Raw genomic sequence first — 14,495 nt, forward strand, 5'->3', positions numbered from 1 at the left:
AAAGTATTCAAGTGGAAAAAACAAGGAGGCGAAGCTGTTGGGCAAGCGAATCGAACGGATTTATCAATATATCGTCGAAAATACGATGAGCGGCTTAGGGGAAAAGAAAGGGTTGTCTACTTCAGAAGTTGCCGATCATTTAGCCATTCAGCGCAGTAATGCCAGTAAGGATTTAAATAAGCTTGTCAAAGAAGGGCGCGTCGAAAAAAGCGACTCGCGGCCTGTTCGCTACTGGGCGGCAGGGGTCGATCCCAGCAGTAGGGAAAAGTATGTGCCAAGCTACAAAGAAAGTCGCCCGCAAAGAGAAAAAGCCTTCCCTCAACGGGTACAAGGAAAACCCTCTGACCGAGATATTTTTGCGACGATCATCGGTGCCAACGGAAGTATGAAAAATGCCGTTGAGCAGGCGAAAGCAGCCATCTTGTATCCGCCAAAAGGGCTAAACTGCTTGATCACAGGGCCTACTGGTTCTGGGAAAACCTACTTTGCCCATGCAATGTTCCAGTTTGCCAAAAGCAATCAAGTAATTGCCGATGACAAAGAATTGATCGTCTTTAACTGTGCCGACTATGCAAATAACCCAGAGCTTTTGATGAGCCATTTGTTTGGTTATGTACGGGGGGCCTTTACGGGTGCCGATCAAGAGAAGATCGGTATTATTGATCAAGCGGATGAGAGTATGTTGTTTCTCGATGAGATCCATCGATTACCGCCAGAAGGGCAAGAAATGATTTTTTACTTTATGGACCATGGAACGTTTAGTCGTTTAGGGGAAACGGGCAAAAATCATCAAGCGAATGTCCGAATCGTTGGAGCGACTACCGAAGACCCCAACTCAACGCTATTAGATACCTTTACCCGACGCATTCCTATCAATATTCAACTGCCCTTCTTTGAGAAACGACCCGCATCAGAAAAAGTCGATCTCGTTCGGGTGTTAGTCGGGCAAGAGGCGTCCCGTATTCAGCGGACGATCACCTTGACAGAAGATGTAGTCAAAGCGTTGATCGGCAGTGTCAGTTTTGGGAATATCGGTCAATTGAAATCCAATGTCCAGCTCGTCTGTGCACGGGGCTTTTTGAATCATATGCAACAAGATGAGATTGAGATCGATTTGATCGATTTGCCAGAAGGGATTCGTTCTGGATTGATCGTTTTGGGGAATCGCCGCAATGAGCTGGCGGAGCTTTCTAAGATCCTTGAACCGAAGATCAGCATTCAACCGAATCAAAACTTAAACAATATTCAATCAGATTCCTATGAATTGCCTTACAATCTCTACGACATCATCGGGGATAAAGCAGCCTTATTAAAAGCAGATGGTTTGGATCAAGAAGCAATCAATCATTTTATTTCAACCGATATCAATGTTCATTTGAAATCTTTTTATAAAGATCACGGCTTCTCTTTTAATTCTGTTAATAAACTAAGTGAATTTGTCGATCAGAAAGTGATCAGTGTAACAAATCAAATTTATGAGATGGTTCGGAAACGGTTAAATTACGATTTCCAGCAAAACTTTATTTACGCGATGAGTTTGCATATCAGTTCTTTTTTGAAAAAGATCCATTTGGGAGAAGAACGGCAAACCAACGACAACATTCGTCAAATGGTGGCGGATTACCCCCAAGAGTTCGAAGTTGCCAAAGAAGTCCGCGACTTCATCGGCGACAGCTTTCACGTGGCGATTCCTGAAAGTGAATCCTATTACTTGGCAGTTCTATTGGTTTCACTGCGTACGACACATTCCTCTGGGAAAATTGGTGTCGTTGTGGCAGCTCACGGCAACAGTACGGCTAGTAGTATGGTACAAGTAGTCAAGCAGCTGTTGGAAGTCGATCAAGTGACAGCGGTGGACATGCCATTAGATATGCCACCGGCTGTGGCGTTGAAAAAAATCGTGGATAGTGTACGAGCAGTCAATGACGGCAGTGGGGTGATCCTCTTAGTCGATATGGGGTCCTTAGCGACCTTTAATAATGAAATCCAGCGAGAAACGGGTGTGGCTGTTCGAACAGTCGATATGGTGACTACCTCCATCGTCCTTGAGACGGTCCGTAAAGCATCAGTGATCGGCACGGACCTCGATCAGCTCTATGATTCATTACGGAAGTTCCGCGGATACGGAGCGGTCACTGTGGAAGAACCAGTGACACAAAACCACCATCCTAAAGCGATTCTAGCGGTCTGCGCTTCGGGAAAAGGGACAGCGCAGCGCATCAAAGAATTGATCCAAAGCTCATTGTCAAAACGCCAAAATCAAAATGTTGACGTAGTGACCTTATCGGTGGCGGATCTGAGAACGGACTTGGATCAGATTCAACAGCGCTACCGGCTGATTGCCGCAACGGGGATCATTGATCCGCATATCGATGCACCGTTTATTTCATTAGAACGTTTTATCGACCAAGATGTTGATCTTTTGTTGGATGATATCTTATTGGAAAACGATTTGAGTTTTGAAGATGAAGTGCAGCTAGATGATCGGCAGGCAAAGGAAATCTGTGTTCGGTATTTAGAGGAAAACTTTACCTATATCAATGCGAAAAAAGTGGTAGAGCCGTTGTGGAAATTTGGCGAAGAGATCATTCACGATTTGGATTTGGTAGGGGCGCAGCAAGGCTTTCAGATCAATTTTGTGATGCATGGCGCAGGTATGCTGGAGCGGATCTTATTGCGTCAACCATTGACTGTTTCTGAAATTGATTTAGCAGCGATGGAGGAGAATCCTCTTTACGGCCAATTGCATGTGCATGTCCAATCATTTTCGCGCTTGATGAATATCGAAGTGCCGAAGACAGAAGAGTATTACCTGCTGGAGCTGATCAAAAACCATCACGAAAAAGAAATGTTTTTTTAAATCCTGCAAATAATACAGATACACTAAAAAAGATACAGTATTTTTTAGTGTATCTTTTTTAGTGTATTGTTCGAATGCTGATTCTTAAGGTTTTTTCAAGAATAGTGTATCGAAAAAACTTGGCACGCTTTTTGCTTCTATATAAGTGGATACAGGAGGTGATTGAAAAAAGAACAGATCCTCAATATGAAAAGCGGATCGATGGATGTAGGAGGCTTGCACAATGGGAATGGATATACGTCTTGCCCGAATCGACGATCGGTTGATTCATGGTCAGGTCGCCACAGCTTGGTCGAAAATGACTGGTATCAATCGAATCATCGTGGTCAGTGATGAGGTCGCAAATGACCAATTACGAAAGTTTCTCTTGAAAGAAGCTGCTCCACCAGGAATCAAATCCAATGTGGTGACAGTAGCAAAAATGCTTGAGGTGGCGCATAACACATTATTTAATACGCAAAAAGTCATGTTATTATTTACCAACCCTCAAGATGTCGTGACTCTGGTCAAAGGAGGCATTGACATTCGTTCCGTCAATATCGGCGGCATGAGCTTTTCAATGGGAAAACGGATGATCACTAATTTCGTGTCAGTCAATGATCAAGATCTTGCTTCGCTGCTTTATTTGCAAAATCAAGGCATAGAAGTAGAGATACGCAAAGTTCCAGCTGATCGTAAAATCTTTTTGAAGGATATTTTGGAAAAAGAAGGTAGTCACCCTTAATTTTTTCGATGTTGTTTTTTCTTTCGTATTCGTGTCACATTTTTCAATTTTGATATAGGAGGTAAAAAGATGGTAGGAATTATCCTAGCAAGTCATGGAGAATTTGCTAACGGCATTTTGCAATCTGGTTCAATGATCTTCGGCGAACAAGAAAATGTTAAAGCTGTTACATTGATGCCAAGTGAAGGTCCAGATGACATCAAGGCAAAAATGCAAGAAGCAATTGCTACATTTGACGATCAAGAAGAAGTATTATTCTTAGTTGATCTTTGGGGTGGTACTCCTTTCAACCAAGCAAACAGCTTGTTTGAAGATCACAAAGACAAATGGGCAATCGTTGCTGGTATGAATTTACCAATGGTGATCGAAGCCTATGCTTCACGTTTTTCAATGAACACTGCGCATGAAATCGCTGCGCACATCGTTGAAACAGCTAAAGAAGGGGTTAAGGTCAAACCAGAAGAGCTTGAACCAGAAGAAGCGACAGCACCAAAAGCTGTGCAAGACGATCAACCTAAAGGATCACTTCCTCCGGGAACTGTTCTAGGCGATGGCAAAATCAAAATCGTGCTTGCGCGTGTGGATTCTCGTTTGCTACATGGTCAAGTCGCTACAGCTTGGACAAAATCAGTTAATCCATCTCGGATCATCGTTGTTTCTGATGCAGTGGCAAAAGATGATTTGCGTAAAAAACTGATCGAACAAGCAGCTCCTCCAGGAGTAAAAGCGAACGTCATTCCAGTGGATAAAATGATCGAAGTTTCTAAAGACCCTCGTTTCGGGAATACGAAAGCTTTACTATTATTTGAAAACCCACAAGATGTGTTGCGTGCAGTTGAAGGTGGCGTTGACATCACTGAGGTGAACGTTGGTTCAATGGCTCACTCTGTTGGGAAAGTTGTTGTAAGTAAAGTATTGTCGATGGGTACGGACGATGTGAAGACATTTGAAGATCTAAAAGGACGCGGCATCAAATTCGATGTGCGTAAAGTGCCAAATGACTCTCGAGACAACATGGACGAAATCTTACGCAAAGCCAAAAATGAATTGGCGAATAAATAGAAACGTATTCAACTAAATAGGAGGTCTATCATGACTATTATATCTATGGTATTAGTAGTACTCGTTGCCTTTTTAGCTGGTATGGAAGGAATCTTGGATGAATTCCAATTCCATCAACCGCTAGTCGCGTGTACTTTGATCGGTTTAGTGACCGGTAATTTGGAAGCATGTATCATTTTGGGCGGATCATTACAAATGATCGCACTTGGATGGGCAAATATCGGTGCCGCTGTTGCACCTGATGCTGCATTGGCGTCTGTTGCATCTGCAATTATTTTAGTTTTAGGTGGACAAGGAACTGCTGGTGTTGATACAGCGATTGCCGTTGCGATCCCTCTAGCTGTTGCTGGTTTGTTCTTGACAATGATCGTTCGTACATTGGCTGTGCCAATCGTTCACTTTATGGATGCTGCTGCTGAAGAAGGCAACATTCGTAAAATCGAAATGTGGCATGTGATCGCTGTATGTATGCAAGGGGTTCGTATTGCGATTCCTGCAGCTGCATTGTTGGCAATTCCTGCTGCAACTGTTCAAAACTTCTTAGAATCAATGCCTGCATGGTTAACTGATGGTATGGCTATCGGTGGTGGTATGGTTGTTGCCGTTGGTTATGCAATGGTTATCAACATGATGGCAACTCGTGAAGTATGGCCATTCTTCATTATCGGTTTCGTTATCGCAGCTATTTCTCAATTGACATTGATCGCTATCGGTGCTTTGGCAGTAGCAATCGCATTGATCTACTTGAACCTAACTAAAATGGGCGGATCATCAAATGGAGGCGGCGGCAGCAACACTGGCGACCCTCTAGGCGATATCTTGAATGACTATTAGAATCGAAGGAGGAGAAAAAAATGGCAGAAAAAATTCAATTAAATAAAAAAGATCGTTTAGCCGTAGCATGGCGCTCTACCTTCATTCAAGGTTCATGGAACTATGAACGTATGCAAAATGGTGGTTGGGCATTCTCAATGATTCCAGCAATCAAAAAATTATACAAAACAAAAGAAGACCGTGCCGCTGCATTGAAGCGTCACTTAGAATTCTTTAACACTCACCCATATATCGCATCGCCAATCTTAGGGGTAACATTAGCCTTAGAAGAAGAACGTGCCAATGGCGCGCCTGTCGATGACGTAGCGATCCAAGGGGTAAAAGTTGGGATGATGGGTCCTTTAGCCGGTGTCGGTGACCCTGTGTTCTGGTTTACTGTACGTCCGATGTTAGGTGCTCTAGGTGCTTCTCTTGCTTTAGCTGGAAACATCTTAGGTCCAATCATCTTCTTCGTTGCATGGAACATCATCCGTTGGGCATTTATGTGGTACACACAAGAATTCGGCTATCGTGCTGGTTCAAAAATCACTGATGACCTTTCAGGCGGATTGTTGCAAGATGTAACAAAAGGCGCTTCAATTTTAGGGATGTTCGTATTAGGGTCACTCGTTCAGCGTTGGGTATCGATCTCATTTGCGCCAGTTGTCTCAAGCGTACCGCTTGATGAAGGTGCTTATGTCGATTGGGCGAACTTGCCTTCTGGCTCTGCTGGTTTGCAACAAGCCTTCCAACAAGTTGCTGAAGGCCGTGCGTTGACTGATACAAAAGTAACAACATTGCAAAACAACTTGGATCAATTGATTCCTGGTCTAGCTGCACTATTGCTTACTTTATTATGTATGTGGTTATTGAAGAAAAAAGTTTCTCCAATCATCATTATTATCGGTCTATTCTTAGTCGGTATCGGTGGACACTTGATCGGATTGTTATAATCTTTTCAATGAAAGGTGCTTGGGGCAACCCAAGTACCTTTTTATTTATTCGCCAAACCTGCTGCAAACACGTATAATAAGATAATAAGTCGATATAGAATGGAGTAAGCGCAAATGGTACAATCTCTTAATACAAAAGTGGATTTGACGATCGATGCTACGTCTTTTTTAGGGATCAATGAGTACGGCAAAATCATGATCGGCGATAAAGCCTTTGAGTTTTACAATGACCGTGACAAACGCAAGTTTATTCAGATCCCATGGGAAGATGTCGACTATGTGATCGCTTCGGTCATGTTCAAAGGCCGTTGGATACCACGCTATGCGATCCGCACCAAAAAGAATGGCACGTATACCTTCTCCTCAAAAGAACCAAAAAAAGTCTTGCGAGCGATTCGTGAATACGTCGATCCAGACCATATGGTGCATTCATTAGGCTTTTTTGATGTATTGAAACGAGCCTTCACTCGCAGAAAATAACAAGAGAGCATATATTTTTCCAATTGATTCTCAATATGGTACCCTTTTTATAAGAAAGTTTAGGAGGGGTTAGTATGCACTTTTTATGGACATTGATCGTAGGAGCGGTCATCGGTTCAATCGGTGGTGCCATTGCAGGCGAAAAACGCGGTTGTATTTTTGATATCGTTGCGGGACTTGTAGGCGCATCGATTGGTCAAGGCCTTTTTGGCACTTGGGGACCGCAAGTAGCAGGTATGGCCATCGTGCCTGCGATTATCGGTGCGGTCATTTTCGTGGCAGTCGTATCGTTCTTTTTGGGACGTAAAAGATAATCTAGTAAAACGGAGTAAAAATGATCTAAATATACTCCAAATTGCATGAAAGACTAAACCTGATTTCAACCAGTCATACATTGGTATGTCTGCTGTTTGAAATCAGGTTTTTTTGTTGTCCAAATTTTCTTAATTACAGGAAAATGATTATTTGTAAACATCTATGCGACTGTATATTAACTTTTTGAAATCTTCAAATGATTGACAATTACGAACTTCCTGAATTGTAGGCTGGTCGTTAAAAAGCGCAATCAGCGATTCATATAATTCACGAAACGTTTGTTTGTCTGCTTTATTGATCGCAATTAACAAAACTAAATATACCGTGTGTTTCCCCCAGCGGATTCCTGTCTTGGAAATAGTAACAGCGATACTAGTTTTTATTGCATCCATCTGTACTGAATGAGGAATGGCAATATTTTGAAAAGCAGTCCCAGCAGCTTCTTCTCTTCGATAGACTTGTTTTTCAAAAGCAGGATCGACATATCCCTTTTCTTCCAAACGTCTACAAAGAAGTGAAAGAACTTGATTTTTGTTTTTCATGCTTGATTTTGCCACAAATAAATCGCTCTCGAAAAACTCGTCAAAATGTTCTCTTAATTTCTGGTTTTTATAATTATTTTGGTTTTTTAGGATGGCTTCTTGAATCAGATCATACTGTTCATGAAGGTTAAATGGAGAGATATGAACGATAGTATCGCTTTTGATCCTTGTGACTGGAATCGTACTGATGATCATATAGTGTCGACATTCGGATACCTCTGATTTAAGTGATTGCAATGCTTCCTCAGATTGAATACTGTGGACGATGTTTATTTGGTTGCCAAAATCAAGCAATAACGTATTCAAAAGATTAGTACGCAATGAATGATAATCAGGGCACAGCAAAATAACCGGGATCTTCGATTTGTTTTTATTTTGGCGTTCGATTTCAGCACCGATATGCATAGCGATAAAAGCAGTTTCATCTTCATTGATAATTACTTCGTAGGATTCCATTAAATCCAAACTAATATATATAGCCATGTCAAAAATTATCGGGCTATTCAACTTGATATAGTCAGCCATTGGATTGTTGGTGAAACGCTGATTTCTTGATCGAAAAAGCAGTCCTTTGATATGGAGTGAAAACGGTATGGTGAAATCTTCACTTGAAAGATCAATCATATACATTGTGTTGATATCTTGCACATAGCGATTAGTCAAAGAAAGAATTTCCGTTCCAATCAGCTCAGTCACTTCTTGTTTTGTCGTAGACAATGAATAATTGGCGTTTGCTCGAAATAAAATTGACAGTTCTGCTAATTCATAAGGATTTAAATGAATATCAAATTTTTTTTCTATAGAAAGATATAAATCATCCAGTAAGTTTTGTTCTTGTTCAGTTATTGTTGGCAGTAAATATTCATTAGAGCGTAATGGGTTACCTTGATATTTCCGAGTAATCATGATCACAAGATGGAATAGCAGATTTGAGAGAGCAAAATCGTTTAAATAGTAATTATGATTTTTAAAGACATCTTTAATAATACTGTATAAAGCATCGGTATCAAAGTCAGGAAAACAATGTTTAATTTGTGTAATGTCCGTAAAACTGTTGCCTGATTCTTCGCTTATGACATAGCGAATGAGTTTTCGTTTGTCCTTTTCATCGCCAATAATCTGTAAACAATCATTGTTAGATGTAAATTTAACATTGTAGGTTTTGTACATTGTGTTCATTTTTGTCAGTAATGATTTAAGTGTCGAATAGCTGATGCAAAGTGATTCACATAAATCAAATAAATGTAGTTCAGTTGAGGAATGAAAAATTAGCTGCTTAATTATATAAAAGGATCGATCTTCATTGGATTGGGGAATCTGTTGATTAGTTTGCGCTAATAAACTTGGAATAAGCGAATGATTGCTGAGTAGATAACCGTTTCTTGAAGAGATGATAATTTTACTTTCAAAGAGTGTATTTAGTTGAGATACATAATTTTTAATTGATCTTGTTGAAATATTTAGAGCATTTGCTAACTCAATACTGGTTACAATTCGGTTTTCATTGCTGAGGTATTTCAGCAGTTCTCGCTGTTTTTCATTAATCATGATGCTCCCGTTCCTTTCTTCATTTAATTCTAACTATAGTTAGAATTGGAAAGCTGCGTCAAGCGTACTTTTGCCCCTTAATGGGAAAATGCTTAGAAGATTCCTTGCCCTTTAAAGTGAAAAAGTTCGGTTGAAGGTCGTAGTACATATTTCCTATAGTGGAGCTATCAAGAAGGAGGAATAAATATGACTAATTTAAAAATACTTCTATGTTGTGGAGCTGGAATGTCGAGCGGATTTCTTGCTAGTAACGCCCGTAAGACTGCAAAGAAAAGAAAATTATCCTTAAATGTAGAGGCAAGGAGTTATACAGAAGTGAATGATTATTTATCAGCTATTGATATTTTGATGATTGGCCCGCATTACGCAAGTGAATTATCAAAATATGAAGCATTGGCATACCCCTACAATGTTCCTGTTGTGGTAATCCCGCAAGATGTATACGCGCAGTTAAATGGAGAAAAACTTCTGGATATTGCTCTTCATAAAATCAATGAGCGCAAGAGTTGATCGTTTCTAAAAGGCAAAATATCTGTTTTTACTGAAACTAAAAAAGGAAGTTGTGAATATGAAAAAATTTATGAACTGGCTGACGAATTCGTTTGCCCCAACCATGAACACTTTTTTCTCAAAGCCTTGGCTGGCTGCTCTTTCAAGCAGTATGCAAAAAATCATTCCATTTATTTTAACCGGGTCACTTATCTATTTTTATAATGTGTTTGTATCGTTTTTTCCAGCATTACCTGATCTTTCTCCGATTTTGAATTTTAGCTTTGGACTGATTTCATTAATTGTCGCTTTCATGATGGCAAATCAGTGTATGGAGAAACTTAACCATCCGTTTTATATTACCAATGCGGGCATTACTTCAGTCTGCGTATTATTGATGGCGGTCATTCCACAAGAAGAAAATACAGATAGTTTGTCTGCCTTTCTGGGAAACTTGGGACCATCTGGAATTGCTGTTGGGATGGTTATCGGTCTTTTTGTATCGCTCGTGTTCCATTTATGGGCTAAGGTTCGTTTCATGGAAGGGAGCAGTGTACCCGACTTTGTGACTGGTTGGATAAACACCATTGTGCCGAACGTTATTGCTCTAGGAATTACAATGGTTTTGGTGAATGTTCTTCATGTGAATCTCTTTGAAGTGATATTAGCTGCTTTTCAACCAGTTGCCTCAATAGGACAAACCTTACCTGGGTTTATATTAATCTGTTTTGTTCCGGCATTCTTCTATACGATGGGGATTTCAAGTTGGCTTTTTGGTGCAGTTACCACACCAATTTTTCTAGCAGGTATCCAAGAAAACATCGAGGCTGCTGCTGCAGGAGGAGTGGCTCAAAATATTGCAACAAGTGAAGCGGTTTTTACGCTAGCGTTTATCACAATGGGTGGTATGTGTGCAACATTAGGTCTGAATATCTTGATGTGCTTCTCAAAATCCAAGCAGCTGAGAACTTTAGGTCGTGTCTTTCTTGCCCCGTCAATTTTCAATATTAACGAACCAGTTATGTTTGGGGCCCCAGTGGTATTCAATCCGCTGTTGATGCTTCCAGCTTGGATAAACTCTATTGTCGGAGCGTTGTATGTTTGGTTTCTGATGAGCACTGGCTTACTCAACATCCCTTCTAAAATGATCCAAGTCGGACAAGTGCCTGCGCCGATCTCAAGTGTGATGGTAACAGAAGATTTACGAGCTGTGTTGTGGTGGGTACTTTTATTTATTTTATATTTGGTTATCTGGTATCCATTTTTTAAAGCTTATGAAAAAGAAAAGCTCTTAGAAGAATCACAAGCAGTAGAACTAGAAATTTAGGGATTGGAGACGAGCAAGTTTATGGAAGAGCAAAACGAAAATGAACTAATACCAATAGCTATGCAAATCATTATTCATGCCGGAGATGCTAGAAATCTATTAGTTGATGCAATGAAAATGGCAAAAATATTTGATTTTTCTGCTGCAGAAAAAAAACTTTTTGAAGCAGAAAAAAAAATCGTGTTAGCACATAAAGCACAAACAGAAGTTATTCAAAAAGAAGCCAACGGACACTATTATGAGATATTTTTATTGTTTGTTCATGCACAGGACACCTTAATGACAATAAATTCCGAAGTTAAGATGACAAAAGAGATGATTGATATTTTGAGAATAGTTGAAAGAGGGCAAAAAGAATGAAACAATTTCCAAAAAATTTTTTATGGGGCGCAGCCACGAGTGCTTATCAAGTGGAAGGCGCGGCATTGTTAGATGGCAAAAAAGCATCTCAGCAAGATGTGATCAATGAAAAAAGCTTTGAAGAAAAGGGGTTTGCTTCTGCAGAGATCGCGAGTGATCATTATCATCATTATAAAGAAGATGTTGCATTGATGGCAGAAATGGGGTTTTCAACCTACCGATTTTCAATTTCTTGGTCTCGAGTTTTTCCTGATGGTGTTGGCGAAGTAAACGAAAAAGGAATTGAGTTTTATCGAAAATTGATTGATGAGCTTTTAACTTATGGAATAGAACCAATCGTTACACTGTATCACTATGATTTACCATGGGCTCTTGTCGAAAAGTATCAGGGGTGGCTGGATAGACGAATTGTTACAGATTTTGAATATTATGCGAAGTTTGTTATCAACGAGTTTAAAGATAAAGTTAAGTATTGGACGACTATTAATGAACAGAGCATTATCGTCCAGTATTGGACACAAAAATGCTATATCCCGAAAGAGCTTCAGTCACAAAATCAGTTGCGTTATCAAATCAACCATCATATGAACCTTGCACATGCGACGGCCTGTAAATTGGTGCATGATTTAGTGCCCGACGGATTAGTAGGAGCTGCTTTGGGGTATGCACCGATTTATCCTCTTACATCTAAACCAGAAGACGTATTGGCTGCTTTAAATGCCCATGACTTAAGAAATGCTTTCTACTTAGATATTTATTTCAAAGGTATTTATACAGAGTCGGCAATGACCTATCTCCAAGAAAATCACTTGGCACCAATTGTTGAGCCAGGGGATATGGACTTAATTAGAGAAGGATATTCAGATTTTCTTGCATTAAACTATTATGCAAGTGAATGTGCAAAAGCTTGCCCTAAGGAGTCAGGGAAAGCAATACGATACAGTGGCGTTAATCTTTCTGGAAAAAAAGGCGAGATTTCTGGTTTTGAAACACATCCTGGTTTTTACGAAATGTGTAAAAATCCCCATCTTGATACAACTGATTGGGATTGGGCGATTGATCCAATTGGATTAGAATATGCGTTCAGAGATATTTATACTCGTTATAATAAACCCTTGATGATTACAGAAAATGGCTTAGGAGCATTCGATGAACTTACTCCAGAAGGAAAAGTACATGATGAGTACCGCATCTCCTATTTAAGAGACCATATTAAAGCGATAAAGAGAGCAATGGAAAAAGGGGTTGAGGTCTGGGCTTACTGCCCTTGGTCAGCGTTGGATTTACTGTCCACAAGTAACGGAGTCAAAAAACGTTACGGTTTTATCTATGTTGATCGGACTGATGATGATCCGAAAGATTGCGCTCGTATCAAGAAAGACTCTTTTTATTGGTATCAAAAGGTTATCCAGTCTAATGGAGAAAATTTATGATTGTGAATCATTTAGGAGGAGAAGAATGACAAAAAAAAGTTTTCCAAAAAATTTTTTATGGGGCGGAGCAGTTGCAGCTTGTCAAATTGAAGGTGCTTTTGACAAAGATGGTCGCGGTTTATCAACTTCTGATATTCATGCGTTTGATCCTGAATTAAATAGAAGCAACATAAAAAAAGAAGGCGGAGGGACATTAGCTGAGATAAAGTTTGCTACAACAGATTGTACCAACTATTACCCTAAACGGTTCGGAATTGATTTTTACCACACGTATAAAAAAGATCTTGCCTTGTTGAAAGAGCTGGGATTAAAAGCATTTCGAACAAGTATCTCTTGGTCAAGAATTTTCCCTAATGGCGATGAAATGCGGCCAAATGAAGCTGGGTTAGAATTTTATGATGATCTGATAGCTGAAATTATCAGTTGCGGTATGGAACCAATTATAACAATGAGCCATTACGATATGCCGCTTCATCTGGTGACAGAATATGGTGGTTTTGCAAATCGTAAAGTAATTGATTTTTTCGTACGCTACGCAAAAGTATTACTAAGTCGATACAAAGGAAAAGTTAAATATTGGATTATCTGTAATCAAATCAATTTGGTACCAACCGTTCAGTTTGGTAGTTTAGGTATTTATGATGACCAATCTGATAATATGGAACAACTGATGTATCAGGCGGTACATCATCAATTTATAGCTGGAGCCAAAGTTATCGAATTAGGGCGAGAAATTGATCCAGATGCTAAACTAGGAACAATGGTCGCAGATGCAACATTTTATCCGGCTAGCTGCAAACCAGAGGATATAGTCTTAACGATGAAAAAAAACCGTATGCAGTACTATTTTACTGATGTCCAATTGCGAGGAACATATCCAGAATTTGCGTTGCGCTATTTTAAAGATCAAGGGCTTTCTATCGAGATGCATCCGGCAGATCTGCCATTACTAAAAGAGAATACGATGGATTTTCTAGCGATTTCTTACTATTATTCACGTATCGTCGACGCATCCAAAAATACGATGGCACCATTTGACGGTGAACAAAATCCATATTTGAAGCCCACTGCATGGGAATGGCGAGCAGATCCTTTAGGTTTTTACAATTGCTTATCTCAATACTGGGACCGCTATCAAGTTCCTCTCATGATTGCCGAAAACGGCTTAGGTGCAATCGATACAATCGAACAAGACGGAACCATTCGAGATCAATATCGTATTGAGTATTTGAAACAACATATTGTACAACTAAAAGAATGTATCAAGGACGGTGTTGATATTCTTGCTTATTTGAGCTGGGGCCCTATAGATTTAGTCAGCTCTTCCACTGCAGAAATGAGCAAACGTTATGGGTATATTTATGTTGATTTAGATGATTATGGTAAAGGAACCAGGGAACGCATCAAAAAGAGCTCCTTTTATTGGTATCAAAAAGTAATTGAAAGCAATGGAGAAGAATTGTAGAGCAAAGACCGTCTAGTTTTCTAGATGGTCTTTTTGATAACTTGAGGTCCCAAGTTTCTGAAGGTTCATTTTTTAGAAAACTTTTCGCTTGCTTTCCGCTTTTTCTGGAAGTTTGTTATAATAC

The 14,495-nt window shown here is 39.8% G+C and carries 13 protein-coding genes; 12 read left to right on the plus strand and 1 reads right to left on the minus strand.

Annotated features, from left to right (window positions below; translation table 11 throughout):
• Positions 1–85 precede the first annotated feature (85 nt).
• The 7 genes from IGI82_RS07355 (at position 86) to IGI82_RS07385 (ending at position 7,206) form a co-directional block, all read left to right on the plus strand.
• Entirely contained in the window at positions 86–2,860 is a 2,775-nt protein-coding gene (locus IGI82_RS07355; protein ID WP_438842597.1) for a sigma-54-dependent transcriptional regulator, read from the plus strand.
• Between the two features lie 229 nt (positions 2,861–3,089).
• Entirely contained in the window at positions 3,090–3,584 is a 495-nt protein-coding gene (locus tag IGI82_RS07360; protein ID WP_026008065.1) for a PTS system mannose/fructose/N-acetylgalactosamine-transporter subunit IIB, read from the plus strand.
• 69 nt (positions 3,585–3,653) lie between these two features.
• On the plus strand, positions 3,654–4,646 hold the full coding sequence (locus IGI82_RS07365) for a mannose/fructose/sorbose PTS transporter subunit IIA (RefSeq protein WP_005225763.1): 993 nt from the start codon (positions 3,654–3,656) through the stop codon (positions 4,644–4,646).
• A gap of 30 nt (positions 4,647–4,676) precedes the next feature.
• Positions 4,677–5,480 (plus strand): PTS mannose/fructose/sorbose transporter subunit IIC, encoded by an 804-nt coding sequence (locus IGI82_RS07370; protein ID WP_005225764.1) that lies wholly within the window; start codon positions 4,677–4,679, stop codon positions 5,478–5,480.
• Positions 5,481–5,500: 20 nt separating this feature from the next.
• Positions 5,501–6,412, plus strand: a complete 912-nt coding sequence (locus tag IGI82_RS07375) for a PTS system mannose/fructose/sorbose family transporter subunit IID (protein WP_005225765.1) — start codon at positions 5,501–5,503, stop codon at positions 6,410–6,412.
• A gap of 114 nt (positions 6,413–6,526) precedes the next feature.
• Positions 6,527–6,892 carry a DUF956 family protein gene (locus IGI82_RS07380; protein WP_005225766.1) on the plus strand — a complete coding sequence of 122 codons (366 nt, stop codon included), beginning with the start codon at positions 6,527–6,529 and terminating at the stop codon, positions 6,890–6,892.
• A gap of 74 nt (positions 6,893–6,966) precedes the next feature.
• Complete coding sequence (locus tag IGI82_RS07385; RefSeq protein WP_005225767.1) at positions 6,967–7,206, plus strand: GlsB/YeaQ/YmgE family stress response membrane protein; 240 nt, start codon at positions 6,967–6,969, stop codon at positions 7,204–7,206.
• 147 nt (positions 7,207–7,353) lie between these two features.
• Here IGI82_RS07385 and IGI82_RS07390 read toward each other — a convergent pair whose 3' ends face one another.
• Positions 7,354–9,297 carry a BglG family transcription antiterminator gene (locus IGI82_RS07390; protein WP_438841988.1) on the minus strand — a complete coding sequence of 648 codons (1,944 nt, stop codon included), beginning with the start codon at positions 9,295–9,297 and terminating at the stop codon, positions 7,354–7,356.
• 186 nt (positions 9,298–9,483) lie between these two features.
• On the opposite strand from IGI82_RS07390, the gene IGI82_RS07395 reads away from it, so the two are divergent.
• The 5 genes from IGI82_RS07395 to IGI82_RS07415 are packed head-to-tail and all read left to right on the plus strand — an operon-like array spanning position 9,484 to position 14,371.
• Entirely contained in the window at positions 9,484–9,807 is a 324-nt protein-coding gene (locus IGI82_RS07395) for a PTS sugar transporter subunit IIB (RefSeq protein ID WP_087627318.1), read from the plus strand.
• A 58-nt stretch (positions 9,808–9,865) separates the two neighbouring features.
• Positions 9,866–11,113, plus strand: a complete 1,248-nt coding sequence (locus tag IGI82_RS07400) for a PTS sugar transporter subunit IIC (RefSeq protein ID WP_087627319.1) — start codon at positions 9,866–9,868, stop codon at positions 11,111–11,113.
• Positions 11,114–11,134: 21 nt separating this feature from the next.
• Complete coding sequence (locus IGI82_RS07405; protein WP_087627320.1) at positions 11,135–11,473, plus strand: PTS lactose/cellobiose transporter subunit IIA; 339 nt, start codon at positions 11,135–11,137, stop codon at positions 11,471–11,473.
• Positions 11,470–12,906, plus strand: a complete 1,437-nt coding sequence (locus tag IGI82_RS07410) for a glycoside hydrolase family 1 protein (RefSeq protein WP_438841989.1) — start codon at positions 11,470–11,472, stop codon at positions 12,904–12,906. Before IGI82_RS07405 ends, IGI82_RS07410 begins: the two co-directional genes overlap by 4 nt.
• 25 nt (positions 12,907–12,931) lie before the next feature.
• Complete coding sequence (locus IGI82_RS07415) at positions 12,932–14,371, plus strand: glycoside hydrolase family 1 protein (protein ID WP_438841990.1); 1,440 nt, start codon at positions 12,932–12,934, stop codon at positions 14,369–14,371.
• The last annotated feature ends 124 nt before the right edge of the window (positions 14,372–14,495 follow it).

The sequence above is a fragment of the Enterococcus sp. AZ067 genome (genome assembly GCF_051715005.1).
Lineage (GTDB): Bacteria > Bacillota > Bacilli > Lactobacillales > Enterococcaceae > Enterococcus_D > Enterococcus_D casseliflavus.

Coding starts and splice junctions, on each gene's coding strand:
- IGI82_RS07355 (WP_438842597.1), top strand. CDS start 86: ATGAGCGGCTTAGGGGAAAAGAAAGGGTTGTCTACTTCAGAAGTTGCC.
- IGI82_RS07360 (WP_026008065.1), top strand. CDS start 3,090: ATGGATATACGTCTTGCCCGAATCGACGATCGGTTGATTCATGGTCAG.
- IGI82_RS07365 (WP_005225763.1), top strand. CDS start 3,654: ATGGTAGGAATTATCCTAGCAAGTCATGGAGAATTTGCTAACGGCATT.
- IGI82_RS07370 (WP_005225764.1), top strand. CDS start 4,677: ATGACTATTATATCTATGGTATTAGTAGTACTCGTTGCCTTTTTAGCT.
- IGI82_RS07375 (WP_005225765.1), top strand. CDS start 5,501: ATGGCAGAAAAAATTCAATTAAATAAAAAAGATCGTTTAGCCGTAGCA.
- IGI82_RS07380 (WP_005225766.1), top strand. CDS start 6,527: ATGGTACAATCTCTTAATACAAAAGTGGATTTGACGATCGATGCTACG.
- IGI82_RS07385 (WP_005225767.1), top strand. CDS start 6,967: ATGCACTTTTTATGGACATTGATCGTAGGAGCGGTCATCGGTTCAATC.
- IGI82_RS07390 (WP_438841988.1), bottom strand. CDS start 9,297: ATGATTAATGAAAAACAGCGAGAACTGCTGAAATACCTCAGCAATGAA.
- IGI82_RS07395 (WP_087627318.1), top strand. CDS start 9,484: ATGACTAATTTAAAAATACTTCTATGTTGTGGAGCTGGAATGTCGAGC.
- IGI82_RS07400 (WP_087627319.1), top strand. CDS start 9,866: ATGAAAAAATTTATGAACTGGCTGACGAATTCGTTTGCCCCAACCATG.
- IGI82_RS07405 (WP_087627320.1), top strand. CDS start 11,135: ATGGAAGAGCAAAACGAAAATGAACTAATACCAATAGCTATGCAAATC.
- IGI82_RS07410 (WP_438841989.1), top strand. CDS start 11,470: ATGAAACAATTTCCAAAAAATTTTTTATGGGGCGCAGCCACGAGTGCT.
- IGI82_RS07415 (WP_438841990.1), top strand. CDS start 12,932: ATGACAAAAAAAAGTTTTCCAAAAAATTTTTTATGGGGCGGAGCAGTT.